Source organism: Streptomyces sp. HUAS MS02 (assembly GCF_055702265.1).
This window is the reverse complement of the sequence record NZ_CM146747.1, coordinates 3,380,112-3,406,555: the sequence shown is the minus strand read 5'-3', so window position 1 is coordinate 3,406,555 and position 26,444 is coordinate 3,380,112. Positions and strand designations below refer to the sequence as shown.

Sequence of the window (26,444 nt, the reverse complement as noted above, 5' to 3'; positions counted from 1 at the left end):
GGTGAAGCGGTGGTGACACAGGGAAACCTCGCGGGTGAAATCGGGCGAGTGGTGATGGTCACGATGCTCACGTGGGCGGCCCTCTGGACAGATGGGCACTCTCGTCGGATGATCAAATGAGTGTGGTCGGCACCGGATGAGCGCCCAAAGATCCATCCGTGAAGCATCCGGGTCGCAGCCCCCACGGGGCCTCCAACAAAAAATCCCTCATTTAGGAGCAATCGTGGCGCGCGACATCGCGGCTCCCCCTTCAACCGTCCCCACCGCCCACCGAGAACTCGTGGCGTGGGTGAACGAGATCGCCGAACTGACCGAGCCGGACAACGTGGTCTGGTGCGACGGATCCGAGGCCGAGTACGAGCGCCTGTGCGGGGAGCTCGTCGAGAAGGGCACCTTCCGGAAACTCGACCCGATCAAGCGCCCGAACTCCTACTACGCCGCGTCCGACCCGACCGATGTCGCCCGGGTCGAGGACCGTACGTTCATCTGTTCGGAGAAGGAGGAGGACGCAGGTCCGACCAACCACTGGAAGGCCCCCGCCGAGATGCGGGAGATCTTCCAGGGCGAGAAGGGCCTGTTCCGGGGCTCGATGCGCGGCCGGACCATGTACGTCGTCCCGTTCTGCATGGGCCCCCTCGGCTCGCCGCTCTCCGCCATCGGCGTCGAGATCACCGACTCCGCGTACGTCGCCGTCTCCATGCGCACGATGACGCGTATGGGACAGCCCGTGCTGGACGAGCTCGGCTCCGAGGGCTTCTTCGTGAAGGCCGTGCACACCCTCGGCGCGCCGCTCGCGGAGGGCGAGGCGGACGTCCCGTGGCCGTGCAACTCCACCAAGTACATCTCCCACTTCCCCGAGAGCCGCGAGATCTGGTCGTACGGCTCCGGGTACGGCGGCAACGCGCTGCTCGGCAAGAAGTGCTACGCCCTGCGCATCGCCTCGGTGATGGCGCGCGACGAGGGCTGGCTCGCCGAGCACATGCTGATCCTCAAACTGACGCCGCCGCAGGGCGAGTCCAAGTACGTGGCGGCGGCCTTCCCGTCGGCCTGCGGCAAGACCAACCTCGCGATGCTGGAGCCGACGATCTCCGGCTGGACCGTCGAGACGATCGGCGACGACATCGCGTGGATGCGCTTCGACGAGGACGGGCAGCTCTACGCCATCAACCCCGAGGCCGGTTTCTTCGGTGTCGCGCCCGGAACCGGTGAGCACACCAACGCCAACGCGATGAAGACCCTCTGGGGCAACTCGGTCTTCACCAACGTGGCGCTCACGGACGACGGCGACGTGTGGTGGGAGGGGATGACGGAGGAGATCCCGGCGCACCTGACCGACTGGAAGGGCAACGACTGGACGCCGGGCACCGAGACGCCGGCCGCCCACCCGAACGCCCGCTTCACGGTGCCGGCCGCGCAGTGCCCGATCATCGCGCCGGAGTGGGAGAACCCCAAGGGCGTGCCGATCTCGGCGATCCTGTTCGGCGGCCGCCGGGCCACGGCCGTGCCGCTGGTGACCGAGTCCTTCGACTGGAACCACGGGGTGTTCCTCGGCGCGAACGTGGCGTCCGAGAAGACCGCGGCGGCCGAGGGCAAGGTCGGCGAACTGCGCCGCGACCCCTTCGCGATGCTGCCCTTCTGCGGCTACAACATGGGCGACTACATGGGCCACTGGGTCGACGTCGCCAAGGGCAAGGACCAGTCGAAGCTGCCGAAGATCTACTACGTCAACTGGTTCCGCAAGAACGACGCGGGCAAGTTCGTGTGGCCCGGCTTCGGCGAGAACAGCCGGGTCCTGAAGTGGATCGTGGACCGGCTGGACGGCAAGGCGGAGGGGGTGGAGACGCCGATCGGCATCCTGCCGACGCGCGATGCCCTCGACACCGAGGGGCTCGACCTCTCCTCGGCCGACCTCGACTTCCTGCTGACCGTCGACAAGGAGGTGTGGCGGGAGGAGGCCGCGCTCGTGCCTGAGCACCTCAACACCTTCGGTGAACACACGCCGAAGGAGCTGTGGGACGAGTACCGGGCGTTGGTGAGCCGTCTGGGCTGACGCCCCCTTTGCTCCGCGACCGGCCGGATATGGGTTGCCCTGACCAGCGACGTCTCCTCGGCCGGTCGCGGATTCTTTGTGCGCGGAGGTCTTTGTCGGCCGCCTGATGCCTCGGGGGTTCGGGGGCGTTGGCGGGTGCGGCTCCGGTGGGGCTTCTGGCGCAGTTCCCCGCGCCCCTGAAAACAAAAGGCATGGGGCGCAGCCCCTGCTTTTTGAGGGGCGCGGGGAACTGCGCGACCAGCCCCCACGGGACGGACGTCTGGGGGTCGAAGGGGCGCAGCCTCTGCTGGATGGGACGGGTAGGGGCGGAGGGGGCGAAAAGGGCTGCCGCGCACCGGATTTCGCGGGACACTCGGGACATCCGCACCGAACCCCGAAATGAGGTGACCGGGGTGCGCACACCCGTAAGTGACCCCATGAAGATCGGCCCGTACAAGATAGTCGGCCGCCTCGGCTCCGGCGGCATGGGCTGGGTCTACCTGGGCCGCTCACCCGCCGGCCGAGAGGTCGCCGTCAAGGTCGCCCGCCCCGAACTCGCCGCCGAACCCGAGTTCCGCGAACGCTTCGCCCGCGAGGTCGCCGCCGCCCGCGTGGTCAGCGGCGCCTACACCGCCGCCGTCGTCGACGCCGACCCCACCGCCGAACTCCCCTGGCTGGCCACGCTGTACGTCCCCGGTCCCTCCCTCGCGGAAGCGGTCCGTGCCGACGGCCCCCTCCCCGAGGCCCAGGTCCGTCCCCTCGGCGCCGGTCTCGTCGAGGCGTTGCAGGCCATCCACGCCGCCCATGTGATCCACCGCGACCTCAAGCCGGCGAACGTCCTGCTCGCCCAGGACGGCCCCCGTGTCATCGACTTCGGCATCTCCCGTGTGGACGGTGCCCCCGGCCTCACCCGTGTCGGTGTCGTCGTCGGCACCCCGCCGTTCATGTCGCCCGAGCAGATCCGCGGCGACCGGGTCGGCCCGCCGAGCGACGTGTTCTCCCTGGGCGGCGTCCTGGTGTACGCGCTCACCGGCCGCCCACCGCACGGCAGTGGGGAGGGCGTGCGCATCGAGGTCGTACGGGGAGAGCCCCGGCTCGACGGCGTACCGCCGGGACTGCGGCCCCTCGTCGCCCGCTGTCTGGCCAAGCGGCCCGAGGAGCGGCCCCGACTCGCCGAGATCCTGGCCGAGTTGGTGGAGGAGGAGACCCGCGTCGAGGCGTGGCCGCCGCCGCAGGTGGCCCGGACCATCGAGGTGCGGTACGAGGAGCTGAGGGAGCGTCATCTGCGCCGTACGACGAGCGAGTCCGTCCCCTCCTGTCTGATGCTGCACGCGCAGGCGCTGCTCGACGCCGGGCTGACCGACGCCATGGTCGCGGGGGCGGTGGTCCGTGACGGTTCCTGACTCCTACCCGGGCCGTGAGTCCCACCCGGGGCGAGACTCCTTCCCCGGTCGCGACGGCCGTGACTCGTACCCGGGGCGCAACGCCGAGATATACGACCTCCGCACGCACTGGCGGCAGTTGGTGCAGAACTGGGTGGCGCGGCGGAATTACCACACGGTCCATGACACCGTCTCCGTCTCCCTGCAATTCGATCTCCATGAGGCGGGGCGGACGGTCACCCTGCGATTCATGACCACCAAGAGGCTTCTGGTGGCCTTCGCGACGGACGGGAATTTCCTCCGGCAGGACCAACTCGCCATTGCCGCCGCCGCGTCGAACGCGTGGAATATCGAACAGCTGAACCCCATGCTTTCCGTGTGGGACGTCCGCGGGCCTCGCCCCTGTCTCGCCGGAGTCTGCGATCTGCCGTTGACGTGCCGGATCACCCAGGCGGACTTCGACGCTTTGGCCAATGACTGGGTGGAGCGGGCGCGGCAGATGTTCAGTCGTTGCCATCAGGTGTTCAAGTTGTAGAAGTGAAAAGCGTACTGATCGAACGTCAGCGTAACTCGCCGTAATTCCATCGGCGGAAATCGCCAAACCCTTCCGGCCACCCGGCTGCCTGCTCCACTATTGGATGGGCTTTTTCAGGGCCGCGGGGGCGTGCCTTTCAGGCCACGGGGGGTTGGGGCGATGGGTGCGATCGGGCGTTTGTCGTTTCTCGGTGTGCTGGTGGGGCTGTTGGTCGCGTTGGTGCCAGGGGGCTCCGCCTCGGCCGCGAGGTCGTGTCCGGCCGAGGGGTTCAGACAACGGCTGGTGTGCTGGATCGACCGCGCGGACGAGGGACCCGTGCTGATCACCCTTGAGGGGCCCATGGAGTACCAAGTCATGGGCGATGAGCAGCGCGAAGTGTCCCGACTGCTGAGTGCCAAAGCCCACCCATTGGTGGTGCGGGTACCGGAGGGTGTGCATACGGGGCAGGGCGGTACGGCGTTGCTCCTCTTGGCCAAGGGCCTGCTCATCCACCCTGGTGCCAAGATCGACCGGCTGGAGAAGTCGACGCTGCAGGACCTGAGGGCGAGCGGCTTCTGCGCAGGCACAGACAAGCTCTGCGGGAAGGTCAGCCCCGGCGAAGGGCCGGACCCGCTCAAGGGATCGGACCTGGCCGACCACGCCGCCGATCCCGATGCCAACAGCTTCACCATCCATGACACCGACAACAAACCCAGCCCCGGCTCCTCGCCCTCGTCAGGCGGTCCCAGCTCAAGTGGCGCGGACGGCGAGACGGACGGCCCTGTCGGCACCACCGACCCCCAAGCTTCCGAAGACGGCTACAGCAACGCCACCTGGACCGCCTTCTGGATGGCGCTCCTGCTCGCGCTCCTGCTCCTCGCCTTCGTGATCGTGATCCGGCGGTCCAGGGGCCCCGTCGCCGTGGGGCACCGTGCGCCGTCTCCCGGGCGGGCGGGACCCGGGCGGGCGGTCGGCGCGCTCTCGCGGGTCGGTTCCGCCCGGACCACGCCGGCGCACGCGGCGCGCGGCGGGGGCGTTGCCGCGAGCGGCAGTGGCGGCGCGGGTGGCAACGGGGGCCCGGGCGGCAACGGGGGCGACGACGGTGAGTGCGGGGACGAGCCCACCGCCCGGCTGCGGGTCGCGCCCGCGCCCCAGCACGGGCGGCAGGTCGGCCCCCGCCCGGCGCACGCCCGGACCGCGGTCGTACGCACCGAACTCCACCCACAGGGCTATGTCGAGGTCGACCGGGTGCTCCGCCGGGCCGTGTGGGCCGAGCCGGGGCGCCCGTCACCCGCGCCCGGCAGCCTCGTCGACGTCACCGACCCACGGGAGCGGGACTCCGACGTCCTGTACGCCTTCCCGCCGACCGCCGCCCGCCACGCGAAGGGCACCACCCCGCCCAGGTGACCCCGACGGCACCAGGCCCACCCAACCGCACCGGAACCACCCAACCGCACCGGAACCACCCAGCACCACCAGAACCACCAGAAGCACAGGGGGATGAACCATGCACAGCGAATACCCGCCCACGCTGCCGGCCGAATACGCCGACATCGAGTTCGAGAACAACGCCCAGCGCATGCCGCTCGTGCTCTGCCTCGACACGTCCAGCTCCATGGCGGGCCAGCCGATCCAGACGCTCAACAACGCGCTCGCGGAGTGGACCAGGGAACTCCACGACGACGTCAGCCTCAGCTACAGCGTGGAGGTCGCCGTCGTCACCTTCGGCGGACAGGGCGTCGGCGCCTGGCGCGGACCCCAGCTGCTCGACCCGCGCACCCGGACGAGCCCCTTCATACCCGCGCACGCCTTCCAGGCACCGCAGCTCACGGCCGCCGGGGTCACCCTGATGACCGAGGCGCTGGAGCTGGCGATGCACATCGTCGCCGCCCGCAAGAGCGAGCTGCGGGCGTCCGGCCTGCAGTACTACCGGCCGCAGATCTGCCTCGTCACCGACGGCCTGCCGACCGACCCCACCGGCCGGCTCACCGACTCCTGGCACCGTTTGGTCCCCGTCCTCGCCGAGGAGCAGCGCGCCCGCCGGTTCCGGCTGTACGCGATCGGGGTCGGCGGGATCACGGACATGGGGGAGTCGGTGCTGCGGGCCTTCGCACCCAAGTTCAACGCCCGGTTGCAGGGATTCCCGTTCCGCGAGCTGCTCCAGATGATGTCCGCCAGCGCCAACGCCGAGCAGAAGGGGGCGGGGGACGAGGTGTTCGAGAAGATCTTCAGCCAGTTCAAGACACAGCGCCCCGCCTGGGAGGCGTGAGGTGAACGCCGCCCCGCCCTGGCGGATCCACGGCCTGAGCGTCGAGGGCTACCGGCACCGGCGCCAGGGCCTGCCCTGCCAGGACGCGTGCGCCGCCGCGGCCACCCCCTCCGTCGCCGTTCTTGCCGTCGCCGACGGGGCCGGCAGCCGGCCCCGGTCGGAGGAGGGCGCGCGCCTCGCGGTGGGGCTCGCCACCGACCACTTCGTACGGCGGGCCGAGGCGGCCGCCGGGGTTCGGCCGGGGGATGCCGTGCACGAACTGCTGCGGGAGGCGTTGCGCGACGTCAGCAAGGACTTCCTCGAACGGACCGGCGCCGACGCGCCCGACTTCGCGACTACGCTCACGGTGGTGGTGCTCACGCCCGGCTGGCTCGGGCACCTCTCCGTGGGCGACGGGTTCGTCGTCGTACGGGCCGGGACGGAGGACGGGGAACGGCAGTTCCATCTGCTGCCGCAGGCCGCGGCGGCGAGCGAGTACAGCAACGAGACGGTGTTCCTGACCTCGCCCGACAGGGACCGCTGGACCCACACCGAGTGTGTCCTGGACGACGGCGTCGACGGGGTGCTCCTCTCCACGGACGGGCTCGCGCAGGCCATGCTCAACCGGTCGGCCGACGGCGCGCAGTCACCGAACACCTCGTTCGCCGACGCCGTCTTCCGCTCCCTCGACCAGGCTGCCGAGGACGACCGCGACCCCAATCTGGCCGCCCTCCTGCGCTCCGACCGCCTCACCGCCCTCAACGCCGACGACAAGACCCTGCTGCGCGCGGTCCGCACCCACCGGCGCTGAGCGCGCCCCATGCGCCGCCATGCACGCCATGCGCCGCATGTGTGCCATACGCCGCCATGTGTGCCTTACGCCCCAGGCTCATCAGCGGTGACGACCGGCTCGACGAACACTCGGAGGTACGGCCATGAGCGGCCGCACGGTCTTTCTCGACGGTAGGCGGGTCACTCTGGCCGAGTTGCCGTTGAAGGGGGGTGGGCAGGCGGCCGTGTTCCCGGTGGAGGGGGACACGGGGATCGTCGTCAAGATCTACCGGGACACCCCGGGGCCGGACCAGGAACGGCGGCTGACCCGGATGCTGACCATGTCACCGCTGGCCGCCCGCCCGACGGACGCCAGCCAGCCGCCGGAGCTGGCCTGGCCCACCGCGATCGCCCGGGGAGCGAACGGCGAGTTCCTCGGCTACGCGATGCGCCGCTTCGGCGAACCCCAGCACGTGCAGCTGGTCGGCCTGTTCACCCGTGTCCAGCGCCTCAAGCTCTTCCCGGACCGGGCCGACTGGCGCTTCCTGCTCGGCGTCGCCTGGAACCTCGCCTTCATGACGGCCCGCATGCACTACGACAACCTCGTCATCGGTGACTTCTCCAGCAGCAACGTCGTCGTCGACGCCAACGGGTTCGTCACCTTCCTCGACTGCGACTCCATCGCCTTCACCGACCCGGTCACCGGAGAGCTCTTCCCGTGCCTGATGCACACCACCGACTACTCGTCCCCCGAGCGCCAGGCGGGCGGCCCCGCGACCCGGCAGAGCGACGACTTCGCCCTGGCCGTCCTCGTCTACCAGCTGCTCACCGCCGGCAACCATCCCTTCGGCGGGGTGCCGCACGAGAGTGCCTCCGAGTCGACGGTCAAGGACAACATCGCCGCGAGCTGCAGTTACGTCGTCCGGCCCGAGCGGGTCACCATTCCGCGCGGCACGATCGACCCCTCCGTGCTGCCGACCGAACTCCTCGTCCTCGCCAAGGCCGCGTTCGGGCCGGGCGTCCAGGACCCCGACGCGCGGCCGCAGGCCGAGGCGTGGCTGCGGGCCCTGGACAAGGAGCGCGGGCAGGTGCGGGCCTGCACGGTACGGCCCCTGCACACGTACGGCTCGCATCTGCCGACCTGTCCCTGGTGCACGCGGGCGGCGGTCACCGGGCACGACGTCTTCAACGGGCCGCGGTCTACGTCGGTACCGGTCCCTCCGGGGGTTCCGCCGGATCAGCCGGCGTCTCCGTACGCGGGGTTGAAGGTGTTGGCGGTGGTCGTGGGGGTGGTGTTGCTGATCGTGCTTCTGGCGAGTGTGGGGTGACGGGGGGAGTGCGGGGGAGTGCCCGGGGAGGGTGGCTGGGGTGCGTTGCCGGGTGCGGGTCCGGTGGGGCTTCTCGCGCAGTTCCCCGCGCCCCTGAAAAGCAGGGGCTGCGCCCCATGCTTTTCATCCCCGCAGCCCCACTGCCTTGCACCCCGCAGCCCCACTGCCTTCCGCCCCGCAGCGCCGTGGTCTTTCACGCCCGCGGGGCCGTGGTCTTTCAGGCCCGCAGGGCCTGGGCTTTTAGGGGCGCGGGGAACTGCGCGAGAAGCCCCACCGGGCCCGCAGCCGAGAGCGCACCCCGCACCCCCACCCCCTCACCCCGACCGGTCCTCCAAATACCTCGTGTGGGACTCCTGTCGGCGCGCCTCGATGTCGCGCAACGTGACGGCCACGCGACCCAACTCCTCCTGCAAAAAGCCCAGTTGCCGCTCAAGGTGCCGCTCCGGCGGCTCCGTGCCCGGTGTGAGGCGGGTCCACCAGCGCGTGCGGACGAACGTGTCGACCGCCTCCGGGACGTCCTGGCGGACGGCCCGGGAGAGGGTGTGGACCCCCTCGGGGTCCTGGGCCAGGACCTCGGCGACCCAGCCGGGATCGAGCAGCGCCGTGAGGAGTTCGGTCAGCTCGGTGAGCCGGCCGGCCGCGGCGGGTGGCAGCTCGACGTCGGCCAGGTACTCCCGGAGTCGGCCGAAGTCACCGCGCACCTCGTCGAGTTGGGCGGACGGATCCGGGAAGTCCGGCGGCGCCACCCGCTCCGGCGGAGCGATCAGCGCACCCGCGCCGTACAGCCCGACGACCACCACGGGCCAGTACGGCCCCGCGACCCCCGCGAAGGTCAGCCCGAGCCCGGCGACCCCGAGCGCGCCGCCCGTGAGGTTCTTGCGGGACTCGACGTACGCCAGCCATCTACTGGTAGCCACGGATCTCCTCGAAGGCGCCGTCCAGCGAGCCCCGTTGGGCGTCGAAGAGGCGGCCGCCGGTCAGGTCGGCGATGTGCTCCAGCTCGTCCCGGTCGGAGTCGCCGAAGAGGATCGGGAAGACGGGGATCCGTTGCCGGTCGGCGGGCAGCCGGTCGTAGAACGCGTCGAAGTCGGCGGGGCTCGCACCCTCGGTGTTCTCGCCGTCCGTCATCAGCACGACCGAGGTGAAGGTGTCCCGGTCGCCGGTGCCGAGATGCTCGTACGCCTTCCGCAGCGAGGTGTAGATGGCGGTGTCGCCGCCGGCGGACAGCTCCCGGGTGTCGGCGCGGATGCCGTCGAGCCCGGCCTTCGGGTCCTCGGGCCGTACGACATGCGTCCGCACGCTCTTCACGTCCGACCCGAACGGCATCAGCGTGACCTCCTCCCGGTCCCGGAAGTCGCCGGTCAGCTCGGTGAGCGCGGTCTTCAGCCGGTCGAGCCGGTCGCCCTCCATCGAGCCCGAGGTGTCCAGGACGTACACGGTCCGCGACGGGCGGCGCAGCTCGTTGTCGTACGCGTCGAGAAGACCGTCGGCGACGGAACGGCTGCCGGGGAAGGGCAGTTCACGGCGGCGCGTGGTGTCGAGGCCGGCCGCGGGCGGTACGGAGGCGACGACCGGGCGGCGCAGCGTCCGCTCGGTGATCAGCCGCTGGACGCCCGGGGCGCGCAGGGCGTCCGAGAGCCGGCGTACGTCGTCGCGGACCTGCTCCCCGGTGGAGGCGAGGGAGGAGAGGGGGTAGTCGGCGGTGACGACGCCGTCGCGCGGGCGGATCACCGTCAGGTCCTCGCGCGACTCCAGCACAGACTCGTAGTTGAGCAGCGCGTCGACGTCCCCGCGCCGGTCGTACGCCGTCGCGAGCCAGCCCGACGACCCCGAGGTCAGCTGCTGCCCCGCGAAGAACTCCTTCAGCCGGGGCCTCGCCCGCGCCACGTCCGCGTCCGTGAGAGCGGACTGGGCGTCGGAGAGGGCCGACGCGACCGAGACGAGTGTGGCGAAACCCGAGTGGGAGCGGGTCGGGTCGGTCATGCCGTACGTCAGCTTCCCGTCCGCCACGGCCCGCTCGACGTCCGACCAGGTCACGTCCCCCGGCTGCCAGCCCAGCTCGGCCACGGTCGCGTCCTTCACGCCGATCGCGACGGGGCTGGACATCACCGGGGTCTCCGACACCACCTGCCTCGCCGCCTCCGGACGGAGCCGCAGATAGTCGTTGGAGGACAGCCAGACCGCGTCGTACGCGCCCTTCGCCCGGCCCTCGGCGAGCAGCTCGACGGCGTCGAGGGTGCCCATGTAGGTGGGCCGGACCTTGAGCCCGGTGTCCTGCTCCACCCGCGCCAACACCGGCTTCATGTCGGCGAGTTCACTGGAGGCGAGGACGCGGAGGGTGCCGGGGACGTACGCGGTCGGCTCGGCGGGACGGGGCGAGCCCTGGTCCTGGGCGGTGCAGGCGGTCGCCAGCAGGACGGCCACGGCCGTCAGGGCGATGCCCGCCGTCGTGCGCACTCCCCTGCGCACTCCCCTGCGCCCTCTCAGGTGTCCGCTCAGGTGTCCGCTCAGGCGTCCGCTCAGGTGTCCGCTCATGCGAGCCCACCCCCTTCGAGCGCCCCCTGGCTCCGGCTCCGCTCCAGGTACCGGGTCGCGTGCTGGAGTTCGGAGGTCAGGGACTCGACGGTCGCGGCCATGGTCTCCGTCGCCTGGACCTTGTACGTGTCGATCGCGTCGAGGGTGCGGTAGATCTGCTGGAAGGCCGAGCGGAGGGTCTCCGCGCCGACGGCCGGGTCGGCGGCGATGCGCTGGATCTCGCCGCTCTGGGTGGCGAGCATCTCCGCGTTCCCCCGGATCAGGTCCTCCGTAGTGCCGCGCAACGCGTTGACCTGGTCGACGACCTTCTTCTGGTTGTCGAGGGCGGAGGCGAGCATCACGGAGATGCGCAGCGCCGAGACCGTGGTCGTCGCGGCCCGGTCGACGCCCTTGATCAGCTCCTCGTTGTTGCGCCGTACGACATCCATGGCCAGATAGCCCTGGGCGCAGACGGCCAGCTGGGTGAGCAGGTCCTGGTGCTTCTGCCGGACCGGGAAGAGCACGTCGGCGCGCAGGGTGTCGCCCTGCTGCGGATCGGCCGCGTCGACGTGGGTGGCGATGTGCGCCTCGACGGCCGTGTCCAGGGCCTCCGTCAGGACGACGTACTCCTGGAGCTTGCCCATGGTCTCCCAGAGCCGGACCCGCTCGGTCTGCAACGCGGCGTTGTCGCGCCGCAGTTCGTCCTGCCCGCCCCGCAGGGAACCGACGATCCGGTTCAACGTCCCTTGCGCCGAGGCGTACTTGGCGACGTGGTCGCGCAGCCTGTTGCCGCCCGGCAGCCGGGACAGCAGCTTGCGTCCCTTGCTCGCCGGCAGATCACGCGGGTCGAGGTCCTCCACCACCCGCCGGAGTTCCACGAGCGAGCCGGCGACCTGCGACTGCGCGTCCCCGCCCTTGCCCGGCAGGCTGCGCACGGTCCGCTCCAGCATCCGGTTGGACTGCGCGGCGGCGGTCCGCATCTCGCCCGCGCCGAGCGCGGTGATCTCCCCGACCCGGCCGGCGAACTCCGGGGAGCGGGCGTCGAGGGCGGCGAGCCCCCGTACGTACTCCTCGGCCTTGCGGGCCATGTCCGTCCGTACGGACTCCTCGACCGGCACCAGTCCGCCGGCCTTCTCCCGGGGGACGGCCGCGACCGGCTCGGGAGGGGTGAGGGTGAAGGCGCCGCCGCCACCGACATCGCCCAGGCCGCTGCCGCCACCGACACCGCCCAGGCCGCCGCCAATGCCGTTGCCCCTGTTTTCGATGTTCTCGCTCTTCTCGCTCTTCGCGCTGTTCTCGCTGTTCTCGCTGTTCATGTGTCGTGTTCCCCCGTCGTCCTACTGGCCCCTGGCCCGGCGCGCCATCTCGTGCAGCACCTCGGAGGTGGGCACGGGCGCCTGTCGGACGGTCAGCTTCTGCATCAGGTAGGTGGTGTGGTCTGCGGTCGCCGCCGTGAACTCGGTGGCCGCGCCCTGCGGCCGGAAGCCGTGCCGAGCGGCCAGCTCGCGCAACCGTGGGTCGGTGCCGAGGAGTTCGCCGAGCGCGCGTCCCTCGTCCGTGACCGGTACGACGGTGTGGTCGCTGAACACGCTGGTGTCCGGGTAGAGGACGACCAGGTCGTCGACGGTCTGACCCTCTGTCAGCATCGCGGCGACCTGCGACTCGTAGACCAGGACGAGCGGATTGCCGACCCCGCTGACGAAGTCGCGGAACGCCGCGTCGGTGCTCGGCTGCTGGGCGCCCTGGACGCTGATCAGTTCGCGCATCAGCGGCGCCGTCCGGTCCAGGTCCGCCTTGCCCGTGACCACCCGGCCGCCGTTGGCGACGTTGGAGGCGGCGGCGAGGTAGAGCGCGCCCGAGTTGGAGGTGGTCGGGTCGGTGGTGGCGATGTAGAGGAGCCCCCTCAACTCCCCGTACTTCTGCGCCCCCTTGAGGTCCTGCCACGTCCGCCCGTCCTCGGCGGCCTTCAGATACGCGTCCATGTCGAGGACGCCCCGGCCCTTCTCGACGGTGGCCAGCCCGTTCTGCCGCAGCACGTCGGCGGCGCCCCGGTGGGCGACGACCACGAGGGGCGAGTAGAAGGGGCGGGGCAGCGGCTCGCGTACGCCGTACTTCTCGGCCAGCTCGTCGGCGGGCGCCTTGCTGGACGGGAACGCGAAGTCGTACCCCTTCGGGTCGAGGCCCTCCATGGCCCAGGATCCCGACGTCTCCGTCCGCACGGTGTAGCCCTGGGCGGCCAGGGCCTTCACCACCTCCGGGTCGGCGAAGAACTCCGCCTTCTCCGACCCGATCACTCCTCGCACGGTCTTCGTTGCCGTGCCCGTGTCCTCGGTCTGCCGGCCCGCCACGACGGCTGCCACCACGCCGCCGATCAGCAGGACCGCGAGGACGATTCCTGCGATTCGTCTCACAAGGGGAGAGTGCTCCCGGAATCCAACGTTCCTTACGGGCGCCGGTGAACGGCCGGTGAAGCCGCGGTCCCGGAACGCAACGGCGGCCGTCCCTGCCTCACCGGTGGGCCTCGGCACGTCGGCGGACGGGCGCGACCCGGGACCGGCGGAGCGGAAGCGCGACGAGCAGGGTGAGCGCGACGAGCAGGGTGAGCGCCACGAGCAGGCCGCTCGTCCACAGGGGGCCGCGGATCCCGGCCGGCGTGCCGAGGGCGGCGCCGACCACGAGCGGCCCGACGGCGGCACCGATGTCGAGGGCGGCGGTCGCGTGGGAGCCCGCCATGACGGGGGCCGCGGGGGCCGCGGCGGCCTCGTGGAGCACCCGGGTGATCAGCGTGCCGCCCAGCGCGAACGACAGCGCGCCCTGCGCGGACACGCGGGACGCGGCACCTCTCAGCGAGCCGCCAGCTCCCGCGAGGCCGGCTCCGGGGCGGAGGTCGTCCCCTCGGCCGCCGCGTGGGCGTCCATCCGCTCCGCCGCCAGGATCGCCGCAGCCGTGTCCGCCCGGGAGGCGGCGACGACGAGGGCGCGGCCCGCGAGGGCGTGGGCGCGGCGGTGGAGCTCGCCGACGTCCAGCCCGTCGCCGGCGGGGGGCGTGGTGGACCGTACGGGCGGCCGGCCGCCGCGCAGGCGAGCCACCTGCGCGGCGAGTCGATCCGCGGCGGTGTCGAGATCGGCGGTGGGGGCGAGCGCGCGGAGCGCGTCCGTGGCCGCCAGCAGCGCCGCCAGGTGACCCGCGAGCTGGATGTCCAGCTCTTCCTCACGCGAACGGTGAGGGAAGTCGGAGGAGGTCGTGCCGGCCATCGTGTGGACCGACTTGGTGCGGATCGGCTCGTACATGGGATGGCCTCCAAGCTCTCGGACGACCAGCCTACCTTAGATTCGGTCTAAAGTTGAGCGACGTCCGAAAGTCCTGGCTCGCTGGCCCGCCGTACTCGGCGTGCGGTGTCAGGCCTGCCCGTACCCGTCCAGGAAGTTCCCGATCCGGGTGATCGCGGACCGCAGGTCACCCACCGTCGGCAGCGTCACGACCCGGAAGTGGTCGGGCTCGGCCCAGTTGAAGCCGGTGCCCTGCACCACCATGATCTTCTCCTGGCGGAGCAGGTCGAGGACCATCCGCCGGTCGTCCTTGATCTTGAAGACGTTCGGATCGAGGCGCGGGAACAGATACAGCGCACCCTTCGGCTTCACGCACGAGACGCCCGGGATCTGCGTGAGCAACTCGTACGCGACGTCCCGCTGCTCCTTCAGCCGCCCGCCCGGCAGTACCAGGTCGTTGATCGTCTGCCGCCCGCTGAGCGCGGCGACCACGCCGTGCTGCCCCGGCATGTTCGCGCACAGTCGCATGTTCGCGAGGATCGTCAGACCCTCGATGTAGGAGTCGGCGTGCGCGCGCGGCCCGGAGATCGCCATCCAGCCCACCCGGTAGCCGGCCACCCGGTACGCCTTCGACATGCCGTTGAAGGTGAGGGTCAGCAGGTCGGGGGCGATCGCGGCGGTCGGGGTGTGCGTGGCGCCGTCGTAGAGGATCTTGTCGTAGATCTCGTCCGAGCAGACCAGCAGGTTGTGGCGGCGCGCGATGTCCGTCAGCCCGCGCAGCATCGCCTCGTCGTACACCGCGCCCGTCGGGTTGTTCGGGTTGATGATGACGATCGCCTTGGTGCGGTCGGTGACCTTCCGCTCGACGTCCGCGAGATCCGGCATCCAGTCGGACTGCTCGTCGCAGCGGTAGTGCACGGCCGTGCCGCCGGACAGGGAGACCGCGGCCGTCCACAGCGGGTAGTCCGGGGACGGTACGAGGACCTCGTCGCCGTCGTCGAGCAGGCCCTGCATCGCCATCACGATCAGCTCGGAGGCGCCGTTGCCGATGAAGACGTGCTCGACGTCCGTCTCGATGCCGATCGTCTGGTTGTGCATGACGACCGCCCGGCGCGCGGCGAGCAGGCCCTTCGCGTCGCCGTACCCGTGGGACGACGACACGTTGCGGAGGATGTCCTCCAGGATCTCGGGCGGGCACTCGAAGCCGAACGCCGCCGGATTGCCCGTGTTCAGCTTGAGGATCCGATGCCCCGCCGCCTCAAGCCGCATCGCCTCCTCGAGCACCGGGCCCCGGATCTCGTAACAGACGTTGGCGAGCTTGGTCGACTGGATCACCTGCATGTCCGTGAGCTTACGGCGCGGTAACGCGATCCGGGCCGTGTTTTCCACCACGTGGGACGGGCGCAATACCCCGAAATGCCCCGCCGCTGTTCCCGCGGTGCCCTCCTCTCTACAATCCGCGAGCAGGTCCGGCCGATCCCCCACCGCACGGCCGCCGACCGCACGGCACCCGGCCGTACGCCCGTGGACCTGGGCGTTCGGCCCATGCCGACTGGGTGCACGACCCGCGACGAAGCACGACGACGAAGGCAGTGGAACGCGATGAATGGGGTGGGCGGCGTGGACAGCGCGCACGGGCCGGACCGGAACGAGGCCGACACCGGGACACCGCCGAACGTGTACCTCCCCGTCGGCGATCCCCACTCCACGCCCCCGTACGAGGTCTTCGCGGACCCGGCGACGGCCCACGGCTGGCAGAACGCCTACGACGACACAATCCAACTGGACGAGATCGTGCTGCCCGCCGACGCCCTCCCGGGGGACATACGCGGGGGAGCCGGGGGCGGCACGGCGCCGGGTGCGGCCGGCGGTGCGCCGTACGGGGAGGGTGCCTCGTACGAACCGGGTGCCTCGTACGAGGAGGGCCTGGGGTACGGCGGTGGTGTGCCGCACGGGGAGGGCGCGCCCTACGAAGACCCCGCGCCGGGGTACCCAGGGGCGTACGACGGGGCGTACGACGGGACGGGCGGGCCGGAGGCGCTGGGGGCCGGGGCCGGGCGGCGGGCGCGGCCGGTCGACGGGCGCCGGAGCACGCTCGGTCGGCGCCGGGCCCGCAGGCGGGGCGCGTTGGTCGCGGGCGGGATCGGCGCCGCGGTGCTCGTCGGGGTCGCGGCGGCGGGGCTGGCCGGGCTCGGCGGCGGGGGCAAGGAGGGACCCAGCGCCCCGGAACCCGTCCGGTCGGCCCCGGTGGACGACCGCTCCGGCGACGCGGAGGCGGCCACGCCGTCGGCCTCCGCCGACACGGGTGCGGAGAAGGCTCCCGGTGACTCCTCGCCGGACACCTCCTCATCCCCCTCATCCCCCTCTTCGACCGCCACGGCCACCGAGCCCGCCGACTCCGCAACGCCCTCGGCGACCTCCGCGCCGTCGTCGGCGGCCCCCACCCCCACGGAGACCACGTCGTCCCGAGGCAACGGCAACGGCAACCAGGGCCGAGGCCAGGGCGCGACGAAGGACCCCAAGTAACCAGGGCCGAGGCCAGGGCGTGACGAAGGACCCCGGATGACCAAGGGGCCACCGCCACCGCCGCCGCCGCCACCGCCACCGCCGCCGCCGCCGACGTCGACGTCGGCGGCGGTGACGACCAAGGAACGCGCACCCACTCCCGGCCTCGGCTCACCCCGGGGCCCCCGTCCGCACGCCCCCACCAGCACGCCCGCGTCTGCTGGTTGGGCCTCCGCGGGTCTGTCGCTGGTCGGCAACCCGCTTGCTTCGGCCGGTCGGGTCGCCCCCTGGCCGAAGATCACGCGGCCGGAACCAACTCCTTGCTCGTCCTCCACATCGCCCTCACAATGCGCATGACAAACTGCGGTGGCCGGAAGATCTTCTGCCACCACGCAGCCATATAGCTGTAGTGAGGGGACCCCCACATGAGAAAGCCTCTCGTTGCCTCGCTGTTCGCCCTGGTGATCACCGGGGCGGGCGCGGCACCGGCGGTCGCGGCGCCCGAACCGGCGGCACCCGGGAAGTCGGCGGACGCGGCCGTGAAGTCCGTGGTCGGCGATGTCGTCGACACGGCGAACAAGACCGTCGCCGGCCTCGCGGCCCCCGGCCCGGCGGTCCAGGCCGTCAACTTCGCCGGCACCGTCTCGCTCAGCAACTGTTCCGGCTCCGTCGTCCGGATGCCCGACTCCGAGGACAACGACCCGGCGCTGGTGATGACCAACGGCCACTGCCTGGAGACCGGCTTCCCCACCCCCGGACAGGTCATCGTCGACCGGGCCTCCACCCGCACCTTCGGCCTGCTCAACTCCGCCGGCACCCGCGTCGGCACCCTGCGCGCCAGCAAGATCGCGTACGGCACGATGACCGACACGGACATGGCGGTGTACCAGCTCACCACCACGTACGCGCAGATCAAGAGCACGTACGGCATCGACGCGCTCGTCTACGACACCGCCCGCCCGGCGGCCGGCACCGCCATCAGCGTCGTCTCCGGGTACTGGAAGCGGATCTACAGCTGCGACGTCGGCGGGTTCGCGTACCGCCTGAAGGAGGGTGACTGGACCTGGAAGGACTCCATCCGTTACACCTCCGCCTGCAACACCATCGGCGGCACCTCCGGCTCCCCGGTTCTCGACGTCGCCACCAACAAGGTCGTCGGCGTCAACAACACGGGCAACGAGAGCGGCGAGCGCTGCACCCTCAACAACCCCTGCGAGGTCGACGCGAACGGCACCGTGACCGTCCGCCAGGGCATCAACTACGCCCAGCAGACCTGGCACGTCCCCGCCTGCTTCGGCGTGGACAACAAGCTCGACCTCTCGGCCGCGGGCTGCGTGCTCCCCAAGCCGTAGCGCTCCGCTCGGGGGCCTTGGAGACCGCCGTTGCCCCATCGGTCGTTCCTCGGCCGCGGGTCGGTGGGGCTTCTCGCGCAGTTCCCCGCGCCCCTGACGGGGCGTGGGACGGGCGGCGGCCGGACGGGCACCCCGTCACGTCCCGTCAGACGCCCCGTCAGACGCCCCGCCGGACGGACCGGCCCGCCAGCGTGTCCGTCCTGCGGCCGTCCTCGATGACGAAGCGGCCGTCGATCAGGACGTGCGGGATGCCGGTGGGCAGCGTGCGGGGGGCCTCGTAGGTCGACCCGGCGGCCACGGTCGCCGGGTCGAACAGCACCAGGTCGGCGCGGTACCCCTCGCGGACGAGTCCCCGGTCCGCGAGGCGCAGCCGCGCGGCGGGGCGTGAGGTGAGATGGGCGACGCACTCCTCCAGGGAGAGCACGCCCAACTCCCTCACGTACTGGCCGAGATAGTGGGGGAACGTCCCGTACGCGCGCGGATGCGGCTTGTCCCCGCGCAGGATGCCGTCGGAGCCGCCGGTGTGCACCCGGTGGCGCATGATGGCCCGCACGTTCTCCTCGTGCCCGACGTGCTGCAGGATCGTGGAACCGAGCCGGTCCTCGACGAGCAGCCGCCGGGCGGTCACCCAGGGCTCCTCGCCGCGCTCCCCGGCCGACCGCGCGATCGTCCGGCCGACGTACGACGACAGCGCGGGGTCGGTGACGCCCGAGATCTCGATGGTGTCCCACTCGATGGGCACGCCGTGGCAGCCGTCCGCGCCGACGACCTCCATGTGGTGCCGGATGCGCCCGGCCGTGTCGTCGTCCGCCAGCCGCGCCAGGATCGCCTCGGGACCGCCCTCGCTCGCCCAGCTCGGCAGCATCGCGACGAGGGTCGTACAGCCGGGGGTGTAGGGGTAGGTGTCGAGGGAGATGTCCGCGCCGGTCGCGAGCGCCTTGTCCAGGAGCGCGAGGAGCTCCGGTGCGCGCCCCTCGTTCACACCGAAGTTCATGGTGGCGTGGGCCAGGTGCAGGGCGCAGCCGGCCTCACGGGTCAGGGCGACCATCTCCTCGTACGCCTGGAGCGCGCCCGCCCCGTACGAGCGGTGGTGCGGGCAGTAGTAGCCGTCGTACGACGCCACCACCCGGCACAGCTCGGTCAGTTCGGTGTCCTTCGCGTACATGCCGGGGGTGTACGTGAGCCCCGACGACATTCCGACGGCGCCCTCCCTGAGCCCCGCCGCCACCGACTCCCGCATACGGTCCAGCTCTTCGGGCGTCGCCGCCCGGTCCTCCCAGCCCATGGCGAGCATCCGGACCGTCCCCTGCGGCACGAGGTACGCGGCGTTCACGGCGATCCCCTCGCCCCCGAAGCCGTGGTCGAGCCGGTCCAGGTACTCGCCGACCGAGCGCCAGGTGAAGTCGATGTCCTCGCCGTAGCCGTTCCAGCCGGTGATCGCGCGGCGGACGTCCTCCAGGGTGCGGTCGTCGACGGGCGCGTACGACAGCCCGTCCTGGCCGATGACCTCCAGGGTCACCCCCTGGGCCGCCTTCTCGGTGTGCTCGGGGTCCCGCAGGAGCGCGAGGTCGCTGTGGGCGTGCATGTCGATGAAGCCGGGGGCCAGGACGAGGCCCTCGGCGTCGATCTCCCGCCGTGCCCGCGGCCGTTGGCATCCCGCCGCGGCCGCCTCCTTGACGATCGACGTGATCCGGCCGCCCGCCACGACCACGTCGGCGCGGTAGGAGGGGTCGCCGGAGCCGTCCACGACCTCGGCGTCACGGAAGACCAGTTCGTCCATGCGCGCTACCCGTTCGTCGTCCATGCGGGGCACCTTTCAGGGCTCGGCGGCCGAAGTCAGAAGCGGCCAGGGGCGGAAGCCACCGGAGGGGGAAGCAGCCGGCGCCCGGAGCGACCGGAGCCGGAAGCGACCGGGGTCAGAAATACGTGCGGACGTAGTCCGTCACGGTTCCGTCCGCCTCCACCACCGGAATCAGCTTCCACTTGTCGAACGACGTGCACGGATGCGACAGCCCCAGCCCCACCCAGTCACCGACCTCCAGCTCCGCGCCGGACTCCGTGCGCAGCCACGCGTGCTGGTCCGACAGCCCCGTCACCGTGATCCCGGCGGCCTCGCGGGCCGCACCCGTGCCCGCGTCCCGCACCACCTCCGCCGACGGCAGATCGAGGTCGTACGCGGCGTCGCGCTTGCCCGCGTTGACGAAGGCCTGCTCGGGGGTGGGGCGGGAGACGACCTGTGCCCAGAGCCGAAAGGCCGGCTCCAGGGCGCCCTCCTCGGGGATCCGGTTGAAGGGGGTGATCCGGCGGTAGTGCCCGGCGTCGTGCGAGACGTACGCGCCGGACCGCAGCAACTTCAGTACGGGCACGGACAGTTCGGGCAACTCGGCGAAGACCTCGGCAACCGTGTCGAACCAGGCGCTGCCGCCCGCGCTGACGATCACCTCGTCCAGGCCCGCGAACCGGCCCGCCTTGTCGAAGTCGACGGCCAGCGCGGTGAGCCGGCGCAGCCATGCCGCCACCCGCTCCGGGTTCGCGTCCGGTACCTCGCCCTCGTACCCGGCGACCCCGACCAGGCGCAGCGTGTCCGCCGCGGCCACCGCGTCCGCGACCACCGCGCACTCGGCCTCCGTGCGCACGCCGGTCCGCGCGCCCTCGCCGGCGCCCAGCTCCACGACCACGTCCACGGGACGCGCCGGGGGCGCGCCCCTCAGCGCCGCGTCCATCAGCTCCACGCCGCGCACCGAGTCGACGTAGCAGACGAACCGGAAGTCCGGGTCGGCCGTCAGCTCGTCGGCGATCCAGTGCAGGGCGGCCGGATCGACGAGTTCGTTGGCCAGGAAGACCCGCTCGATGCCGAACTCCCGTGCCACACGCACCTGGTGGGGCACGGCGAGGGTGATGCCCCAGGCGCCGTGCTCGATCTGCCGCCAGAAGAGCCGAGGCGCCATGGACGTCTTGCCGTGCGGGGCGAAGGCGAGGCCGTGGCGCGCGGAGTACGCCTCCATCAGCGCCAGGTTGTGCTCCAGGCGCTCGGCGGAGAGGGCGAGCACCGGGGTGGTGAAGCCGCCCGTGAACAGGTTCCGGCGCTGCGCCGTCAGCTCGGCCACCGTCAGTCCGTCGGCGTCCGGCGGAAGGCCCTTGAAGCGGTGGTCGACGCGCTCCCGCGCCAGCCGGCCCGTCACTTCGCCACTCGCGACGCTCTCGACACCCACGGGACCTCCCTGACGAGGTGCGTTGCAGTGAGTGCAACGCTCATTGCGTATATCGCTCACGGCTATCTAATATCCCAGCCAGCGCCGGGTCAACGGTGCCGCCCCGCCCCGGGGCCTGTCGACGCGACGAGGAGCCCTCACCATCGTGACCGCCGACGGACTCCGTTCCCTCGACTCCGCCGCTCCCGACATCGCTCCCGCCGCCGCGCCTGACGTCGTCGATGTCGTCGCGCTCGGCGAGTCCATGGTCACCTTCCTGCCCACCCGCCCCGGGCGCCTCGCCGACGTCCCCTCCTTCGACCGGGCCATCGGCGGCGCGGAGTCCAACGTGGTCTGCGTGCTGGCCGCCGCGGGCCACACGGCGCGCTGGGTCAGCCGGGTCGGAGCGGACGGCTTCGGCGACCACCTGGTGGAGGAGATCGGCTCCTACGGCGTCGACGTGTCGTCCGTGCGGCGCGACCCGGTACGGCCCACGGGCGTGTACTTCCGCACGGCCGGCGACCGCGCCACGGGGGCCCACGAAGTCGCCTACTACCGCGCCGGTTCGGCCGCCTCGGCGATGTCGACGCGGACGGTGGACCTCACCGCCGTACGCGCCGGTCGCGTCCTGCACCTCTCCGGCATCACGGCGGCCCTCTCCGACGACTGCCTGCGCCTGCTCCGCGACCTGACCGCCCCGCGCCCCTCCCACCACCCGCTGGTCTCCTTCGACGTCAACCACCGCCGAAGCCTGTGGCGCGACCCCGACGGCCCCCACGTCCTGCTCGAACTGGCACGCGGCGCCGACCTGGTGTTCGTCGGAGAGGACGAGGCGGAGGAGGCGTGGGGTGTCACGGGCGGCCCCGGCTCCATCCGCGCCCTCCTCCCCGAGCCCCACACCCTGGTGGTGAAACAGGGATCCCACGGAGCCACCCTGTTCACACGCACGCCCCCACCGGAGGAGCGGCCGCGCACGGACGGAAGGGGGCGTGCCGGGGGGTGTCCGCCCGCAGCGGCCGGCGTCCACCACCGAGCACAACCCCACCCGACGGCGCCCGCCGGACCGAGGACGGATACCCCCCGGCACGCCCCCGACCCCACCCCCTCGGTGGGCGAACCGGCGGACGAACCGGTGAGCGGGCCGGCGGACGAACCGGTGGACGAGCTGGCGGACGAACCGGTGCGCGAGCCGACAGGCAAACCGGTGCGCGAATCGGCAGGCGGGCCCACGCCGGCACACCCCCGGCAGCCCACGGACACGACCACCTTCGTCCCCGCCCCCACGGTCCACGTCACCGCGGCGGTCGGGGCCGGTGACGCCTTCGCCGCCGGGTTCCTCTCCGCCACGCTCCGCGGTCTCCCCGCCCGCGACCGCCTCCGGCACGGGCACCTCATGGCAGCCGCCGCCCTCACCGCCCCCGGCGACCTCGCCACCCCACCCCGGCGGGGCCACGCCGACCGCCTCGCCGCCCTGGACGACGACGCGTGGGGGAGACTTCGACTCGCCCCCGGCTGGACTGACGTACCGGACCGGGCCGAGGAGGAGGTACACACCCCATGAGCCAGACCGTCGACCGCGCCCTCAGCATCCTGCCGCTGCTCGCCGAGGGCCCCGCCGACCTCGGCCAGGTCGCCGACCGCCTGGGCGTCCACAAGTCCACGGCCCTGCGCCTCCTGCGCACCCTCCACGAACACGGCCTGGTCTACCGCCAGTCCGACCAGCGCTACCGCCTCGGTGCCCGTCTCTTCGCCCTCGCCCAGGAGGCTGTGGAGAACCTCGACATCCGCGAGATCGCCCACCCCCACCTGGTACGCCTCAACGAGCAGTGCGGCCACACCGTCCACCTCGCCGTCCACGAGGAGAACGAGGTCCTCTACATCGACAAGGTGGAGAGCCGCTACCCGGTCCGGATGTACTCGCGGATCGGCAAGCCGGTCGCCATCACGGTCGCCGCCGTCGCCAAGCTCTGCCTCGCCGATCTCCCCGAAGCCGAGCGCCGCGCCCTCGCGGAGAAGCTCGACTATCCCCTGTACACGTCCCGTTCGACCCCCAACGCCTCCGCCTTCCTCAAGGAGTTGGCGCGGGTCCGCGAACAGGGCTGGGCCACCGACCTCGGCGGCCACGAGGAGTCCATCAACTGCGTCGCCGCGCCCATCCGGGGCACCGACGGCCGGGTCGTCGCCGCGATGTCGGTCTCGGCCCCCAACGTCGTCGTCACCGCCGACGAACTCCTCACCCTGCTCCCGCTGGTCCGCTGCACCGCGGACGCGATCAGCGGCGAGTACTCCGGAAGAACCCCCACGTCAGACCCCGTATGACGGACAAGGACCCCCGATGACCGACAAGATCGCCCTCACCCCGAAGACCCACACCGCACCCCCCGCGAAGTTCTCCCACGGCGTCCGGAAGGGCAACATCCTCCAGGTCGCGGGCCAGGTCGGCTTCCTCCCCGCCGTCGAGGGCGAGCCCCCCACCCCCGCCGGCCCCACCCTGCGCGAACAGACCCTCCAGACCCTCGCCAACGTCCGGGCGATCCTGGAAGAGGGCGGCGCCACCTGGGACGACGTGATGATGATCCGCGTCTACCTCACGGACGTGGACCACTTCGCCGAGATGAACGCGCTCTACAACGAGTACTTCGCCCAGCACCTCACCACGGCCCCGGCCGCCCGCACGACGGTCTACGTCGGCCTCCCGGCGGGCCTCCTGATCGAGATCGACGCACTGGCAGTCCTGGACGCCTGAGCCGCGCCCCGCGCCCAGAGGGCCGCAGGCCCTACAGGGGCGCGGGGAACTGCGCGAGCAACCCCTCACAACCCGCACCCGGCCGCGCTCAGCACCACCCCACCGCACCCCACCCGCAACCCCCGCACCCCGCACGGCGCTACCCCCTGCCCAAAAACCCCAGCCATGCCCCCACCCAGAGGACCCCCCATGTCCGAAACACCCCCACACACCGGCGGCCTGCTCCTCCTCATAGACGGCACCGCCGGCCTCCTCACCGTCGCCGCCCTCGGCATAGCCCTCCTCCTCTTCCTGATCATCAGGACCAGGCTCCAGCCCTTCGTCGCCCTCCTCGCCGTCTCCATAGCCGTCGGCCTCGCCGCGGGACTCTCCGTCACCGAACTCTTCGGCACCGTCCAGCGAAGCGACGCCGTCTCGACCATCGAGTCCGGCATGGGCGGCATCCTCGGCCACGTCGCGATCATCATCGGCCTGGGCACGATGCTCGGTGCGATCCTCGAAGTCAGCGGCGGAGCCGAGGTGTTGGCCTCCCGCCTCCTGAACCTCTTCGGCGAGAAGCGCGCCCCGCTGGCGATGGGCCTGACCGGCCTGATCTTCGGCATCCCGGTCTTCTTCGACGTCGGCATCTTCGTCCTCGCCCCGATCGTCTACGCCGCCGCCAAGCGTTCGGGCAAGTCGATCCTCCTCTACTGCCTCCCGCTGCTCGCCGGCCTCTCGATGACCCACGCCTTCCTGCCCCCGCACCCGGGCCCGGTGGCCGCCGCGGGCCTTCTCCACGTGGATCTCGGCTGGGTCATCCTGATGGGCGTCGTCTGCGGCATTCCCGCCGTACTGGCCGCCTGGGCGTTCTCCGCGTGGGTCGGCCGCCGTATCTTCGTCCCCGTCCCGCAGGACATGGTCGAGGCCGCCGAGGAGTCCCGTCAGGCGGTGATCGACGAACAGCGCGCGGCCGGGGTCACTCCGCAGGAGACACCGGTCCCGCTCACCACCGTCTTCCTCATCATCGGCACACCCCTCCTCCTCATCCTCGCCGCGACGTTCTCCTCGATCGCCCTGGGCCCCTCAACGCTCCGTTCGGTGATCGAGTTCTTCGGCAACCCCTTCGTCGCGCTGACGATCGCCCTGCTCCTCGCGTACTACCTGCTCGGCATCCGCCGCGGCTGGTCCCGCAAGTCGCTGGAGACGGTGTCGACGTCCTCCCTCAAGCCGGTCGGCAACATCCTGCTGGTGGTCGGCGCGGGCGGCGTCTTCGGCGCCGTGCTGAAGGCGAGCGGCGTGGCGCAGGCCCTGTCGGACACGTTCAACGACGTGGGCCTGCCCGTGATCGTCCTGTCCTACCTGCTCTCGGTGGTGCTCAGGGTCGCCCAGGGCTCGGCGACGGTGGCGATCGTGACCACGGCGGGCATCGTCGCGCCCCTCCTCGCCGGGGGCGACCACTCCCAGGCCTTCGTCGCCCTCGTCATCATGGCCATCTCGGCGGGCTCGATCTTCGCCTCGCACGTCAACGACGGCGGCTTCTGGATCGTCGCCAAGTACTTCGGCATCAGCGAACGCGACACTCTCAAGACCTGGACGGTCCTGGAGACGGTGCTGTCGCTGGCGGGCTTCGCGGTAGCGGCGGTATTGAGCGTGTTCGTGTCAACGACCCGGGGCTAGAGTCCCGGGCTTGCACTGCGGGCGCCACTGGTTGTGGTGCTGCGCTTGCATCCTGTCCCCGCCCTCGGATGTCGGGGGTGGGGCTGGGGCGGTTGACTGCGCCCCGCGTCGCCACAACTCTTCCGCGCGGGCGCGGATGTTGCGGGAGCTGTTGCGCTGAACGCCGTGAAACCCAGATACGGACATATGCCTGGCCCGACTGTCCCCGACACAGGGTCGTCGACCATACTGCCCGCTGTGGAGCAGCGTATCGGTTCGAACAACCAGCCCCTGGCCGCCGCAGCGGTCGACCCGTCGCACATCCCCGGACTCACGGCCCCGCTGTCCGTGAAGAAGGAGAAGCAGGAGGAGCCGGAGGACATCAGGCCGACGGAGTCCGCCGAACCGGCGGAGACCGACGAGGCGGACGAGGCTGCCCCGACCCGGGACAAGCCGTCCACGTCCGGGAAGCCCTCGGCCGAAGCCGAAGCCGAGTCCGAGGCCGCAGCCGAGACCGAAGCCGAAGAAGACGACGAGGCCGACGGGGCCGAGGACGCCGCCGGCGAGGCCGCACCGGACGGCCCCGTCTTCGAGGCCTCCGACCGCCGCGCGAAGATCATCGCGGACGCCGGCGGCGTACGGCTGCGTCTGGACGACCAGGAGTGCGAGTTCACCTGGGACGAGATCGGCGCGATCGAGACGGAGTCCCCCCGCTTCGGCAAGCGTTTCACGATCACGGTCCACACCCCCGACCGCCGCTGGTACTTCCTGGAGATCGAGGCCAAGGCCAAGTCGGAGCACGCGGCCTGGGAGAAGCAGATCGACGAGGTACTCGACGCGTACTTCGACGACGGCACAGACAAGGAAGAGCCCGAGGACAGCGCCCCGTAGGGGGCGCGGGGAACTGCGCGCCCGGCCACAACGGACGCGCAGTCCCCCACGCACAGAACCCCCCGAGCC

Annotated in this window: 22 protein-coding genes and 1 pseudogene; 14 read left to right on the top strand and 9 right to left on the bottom strand. The window is 71.5% G+C overall.

Annotation, left to right across the window (positions count from 1 at the left end; genetic code table 11):
* Nucleotides 1–223: 223 nt before the first annotated feature.
* The 7 genes from ACZ9QC_RS14425 (at nt 224) to ACZ9QC_RS14395 (ending at nt 8,272) form a co-directional block, all read left to right on the top strand.
* Nucleotides 224–2,050, top strand: coding sequence for a phosphoenolpyruvate carboxykinase (GTP) (locus tag ACZ9QC_RS14425; protein WP_472920508.1), 1,827 nt, complete (start codon nt 224–226; stop codon nt 2,048–2,050).
* Nucleotides 2,051–2,442: 392 nt separating this feature from the next.
* Nucleotides 2,443–3,432: a serine/threonine-protein kinase gene (locus tag ACZ9QC_RS14420; RefSeq protein ID WP_472920507.1), complete on the top strand. Its 990-nt coding sequence runs from the start codon at nt 2,443–2,445 to the stop codon at nt 3,430–3,432.
* Between the two features lie 229 nt (nt 3,433–3,661).
* Complete coding sequence (locus tag ACZ9QC_RS14415) at nt 3,662–3,946, top strand: hypothetical protein (RefSeq protein WP_472920506.1); 285 nt, start codon at nt 3,662–3,664, stop codon at nt 3,944–3,946.
* 339 nt (nt 3,947–4,285) lie between these two features.
* Nucleotides 4,286–5,332, top strand: coding sequence for a hypothetical protein (locus tag ACZ9QC_RS14410; RefSeq protein ID WP_472920505.1), 1,047 nt, complete (start codon nt 4,286–4,288; stop codon nt 5,330–5,332).
* 100 nt (nt 5,333–5,432) lie between these two features.
* Nucleotides 5,433–6,194, top strand: coding sequence for a vWA domain-containing protein (locus ACZ9QC_RS14405; protein WP_215457217.1), 762 nt, complete (start codon nt 5,433–5,435; stop codon nt 6,192–6,194).
* A gap of 1 nt (nt 6,195) precedes the next feature.
* Nucleotides 6,196–6,984 carry a PP2C family serine/threonine-protein phosphatase gene (locus tag ACZ9QC_RS14400; protein WP_472920504.1) on the top strand — a complete coding sequence of 263 codons (789 nt, stop codon included), beginning with the start codon at nt 6,196–6,198 and terminating at the stop codon, nt 6,982–6,984.
* A 124-nt stretch (nt 6,985–7,108) separates the two neighbouring features.
* Complete coding sequence (locus ACZ9QC_RS14395; RefSeq protein ID WP_472920503.1) at nt 7,109–8,272, top strand: hypothetical protein; 1,164 nt, start codon at nt 7,109–7,111, stop codon at nt 8,270–8,272.
* A 314-nt stretch (nt 8,273–8,586) separates the two neighbouring features.
* On the opposite strand, the gene ACZ9QC_RS14390 is transcribed toward ACZ9QC_RS14395, so the two are convergent.
* The 7 genes and pseudogenes from ACZ9QC_RS14390 to ACZ9QC_RS14360 form a co-directional block, all read right to left on the bottom strand.
* Nucleotides 8,587–9,189: a hypothetical protein gene (locus ACZ9QC_RS14390; RefSeq protein WP_472920502.1), complete on the bottom strand. Its 603-nt coding sequence runs from the start codon at nt 9,187–9,189 to the stop codon at nt 8,587–8,589.
* Nucleotides 9,176–10,807 carry a substrate-binding and vWA domain-containing protein gene (locus ACZ9QC_RS14385; protein ID WP_472920501.1) on the bottom strand — a complete coding sequence of 544 codons (1,632 nt, stop codon included), beginning with the start codon at nt 10,805–10,807 and terminating at the stop codon, nt 9,176–9,178. The genes ACZ9QC_RS14390 and ACZ9QC_RS14385 overlap by 14 nt, the downstream gene beginning before the upstream one ends.
* A complete protein-coding gene (locus ACZ9QC_RS14380) occupies nt 10,804–12,102 on the bottom strand; it encodes a toxic anion resistance protein (RefSeq protein WP_472920500.1) in 1,299 nt (432 codons plus the stop codon). The genes ACZ9QC_RS14385 and ACZ9QC_RS14380 overlap by 4 nt, the downstream gene beginning before the upstream one ends.
* Before the next feature lie 21 nt (nt 12,103–12,123).
* The gene (locus ACZ9QC_RS14375; RefSeq protein WP_472920499.1) at nt 12,124–13,197 is read right to left on the bottom strand and encodes a hypothetical protein; all 1,074 of its coding nucleotides are present in this window, start codon (nt 13,195–13,197) and stop codon (nt 12,124–12,126) included.
* A gap of 97 nt (nt 13,198–13,294) precedes the next feature.
* A pseudogene (locus ACZ9QC_RS14370) lies at nt 13,295–13,714 on the bottom strand (MFS transporter); the annotation flags it as partial.
* The gene (locus ACZ9QC_RS14365) at nt 13,630–14,076 is read right to left on the bottom strand and encodes an SCO4983 family protein (protein WP_472920498.1); all 447 of its coding nucleotides are present in this window, start codon (nt 14,074–14,076) and stop codon (nt 13,630–13,632) included. The gene ACZ9QC_RS14365 and the pseudogene ACZ9QC_RS14370, both read right to left, overlap by 85 nt.
* A 108-nt stretch (nt 14,077–14,184) precedes the next feature.
* Complete coding sequence (locus ACZ9QC_RS14360) at nt 14,185–15,396, bottom strand: pyridoxal phosphate-dependent aminotransferase (protein WP_086804985.1); 1,212 nt, start codon at nt 15,394–15,396, stop codon at nt 14,185–14,187.
* 279 nt (nt 15,397–15,675) lie between these two features.
* Here ACZ9QC_RS14360 and ACZ9QC_RS14355 point away from each other — a divergent pair, with 279 nt between their 5' ends.
* Both ACZ9QC_RS14355 and ACZ9QC_RS14350 read left to right on the top strand, forming a co-directional pair.
* A complete protein-coding gene (locus ACZ9QC_RS14355) occupies nt 15,676–16,581 on the top strand; it encodes a hypothetical protein (RefSeq protein ID WP_472920497.1) in 906 nt (301 codons plus the stop codon).
* A 404-nt stretch (nt 16,582–16,985) separates the two neighbouring features.
* A complete protein-coding gene (locus ACZ9QC_RS14350; RefSeq protein WP_472920496.1) occupies nt 16,986–17,912 on the top strand; it encodes a trypsin-like serine peptidase in 927 nt (308 codons plus the stop codon).
* Nucleotides 17,913–18,069: 157 nt separating this feature from the next.
* On the opposite strand, the gene ACZ9QC_RS14345 is transcribed toward ACZ9QC_RS14350, so the two are convergent.
* Together ACZ9QC_RS14345 and ACZ9QC_RS14340 are read right to left on the bottom strand one after the other, a co-directional pair.
* Complete coding sequence (locus ACZ9QC_RS14345; RefSeq protein WP_472921688.1) at nt 18,070–19,692, bottom strand: N-acyl-D-amino-acid deacylase family protein; 1,623 nt, start codon at nt 19,690–19,692, stop codon at nt 18,070–18,072.
* 136 nt (nt 19,693–19,828) lie between these two features.
* Nucleotides 19,829–21,124: an amino acid deaminase gene (locus tag ACZ9QC_RS14340; protein WP_472920495.1), complete on the bottom strand. Its 1,296-nt coding sequence runs from the start codon at nt 21,122–21,124 to the stop codon at nt 19,829–19,831.
* 244 nt (nt 21,125–21,368) lie between these two features.
* Here ACZ9QC_RS14340 and ACZ9QC_RS14335 point away from each other — a divergent pair, with 244 nt between their 5' ends.
* The 5 genes from ACZ9QC_RS14335 (at nt 21,369) to ACZ9QC_RS14315 (ending at nt 26,375) form a co-directional block, all read left to right on the top strand.
* Nucleotides 21,369–22,664, top strand: a complete 1,296-nt coding sequence (locus ACZ9QC_RS14335) for a sugar kinase (protein WP_472921687.1) — start codon at nt 21,369–21,371, stop codon at nt 22,662–22,664.
* Nucleotides 22,661–23,422, top strand: coding sequence for an IclR family transcriptional regulator (locus ACZ9QC_RS14330; protein WP_472920494.1), 762 nt, complete (start codon nt 22,661–22,663; stop codon nt 23,420–23,422). Before ACZ9QC_RS14335 ends, ACZ9QC_RS14330 begins: the two co-directional genes overlap by 4 nt.
* 16 nt (nt 23,423–23,438) lie before the next feature.
* Complete coding sequence (locus ACZ9QC_RS14325) at nt 23,439–23,849, top strand: RidA family protein (protein ID WP_472920493.1); 411 nt, start codon at nt 23,439–23,441, stop codon at nt 23,847–23,849.
* Nucleotides 23,850–24,038: 189 nt separating this feature from the next.
* Nucleotides 24,039–25,505, top strand: coding sequence for a GntP family permease (locus tag ACZ9QC_RS14320; RefSeq protein ID WP_472920492.1), 1,467 nt, complete (start codon nt 24,039–24,041; stop codon nt 25,503–25,505).
* Nucleotides 25,506–25,742: 237 nt separating this feature from the next.
* A complete protein-coding gene (locus tag ACZ9QC_RS14315) occupies nt 25,743–26,375 on the top strand; it encodes a hypothetical protein (RefSeq protein WP_472920491.1) in 633 nt (210 codons plus the stop codon).
* Nucleotides 26,376–26,444: the final 69 nt, after the last annotated feature.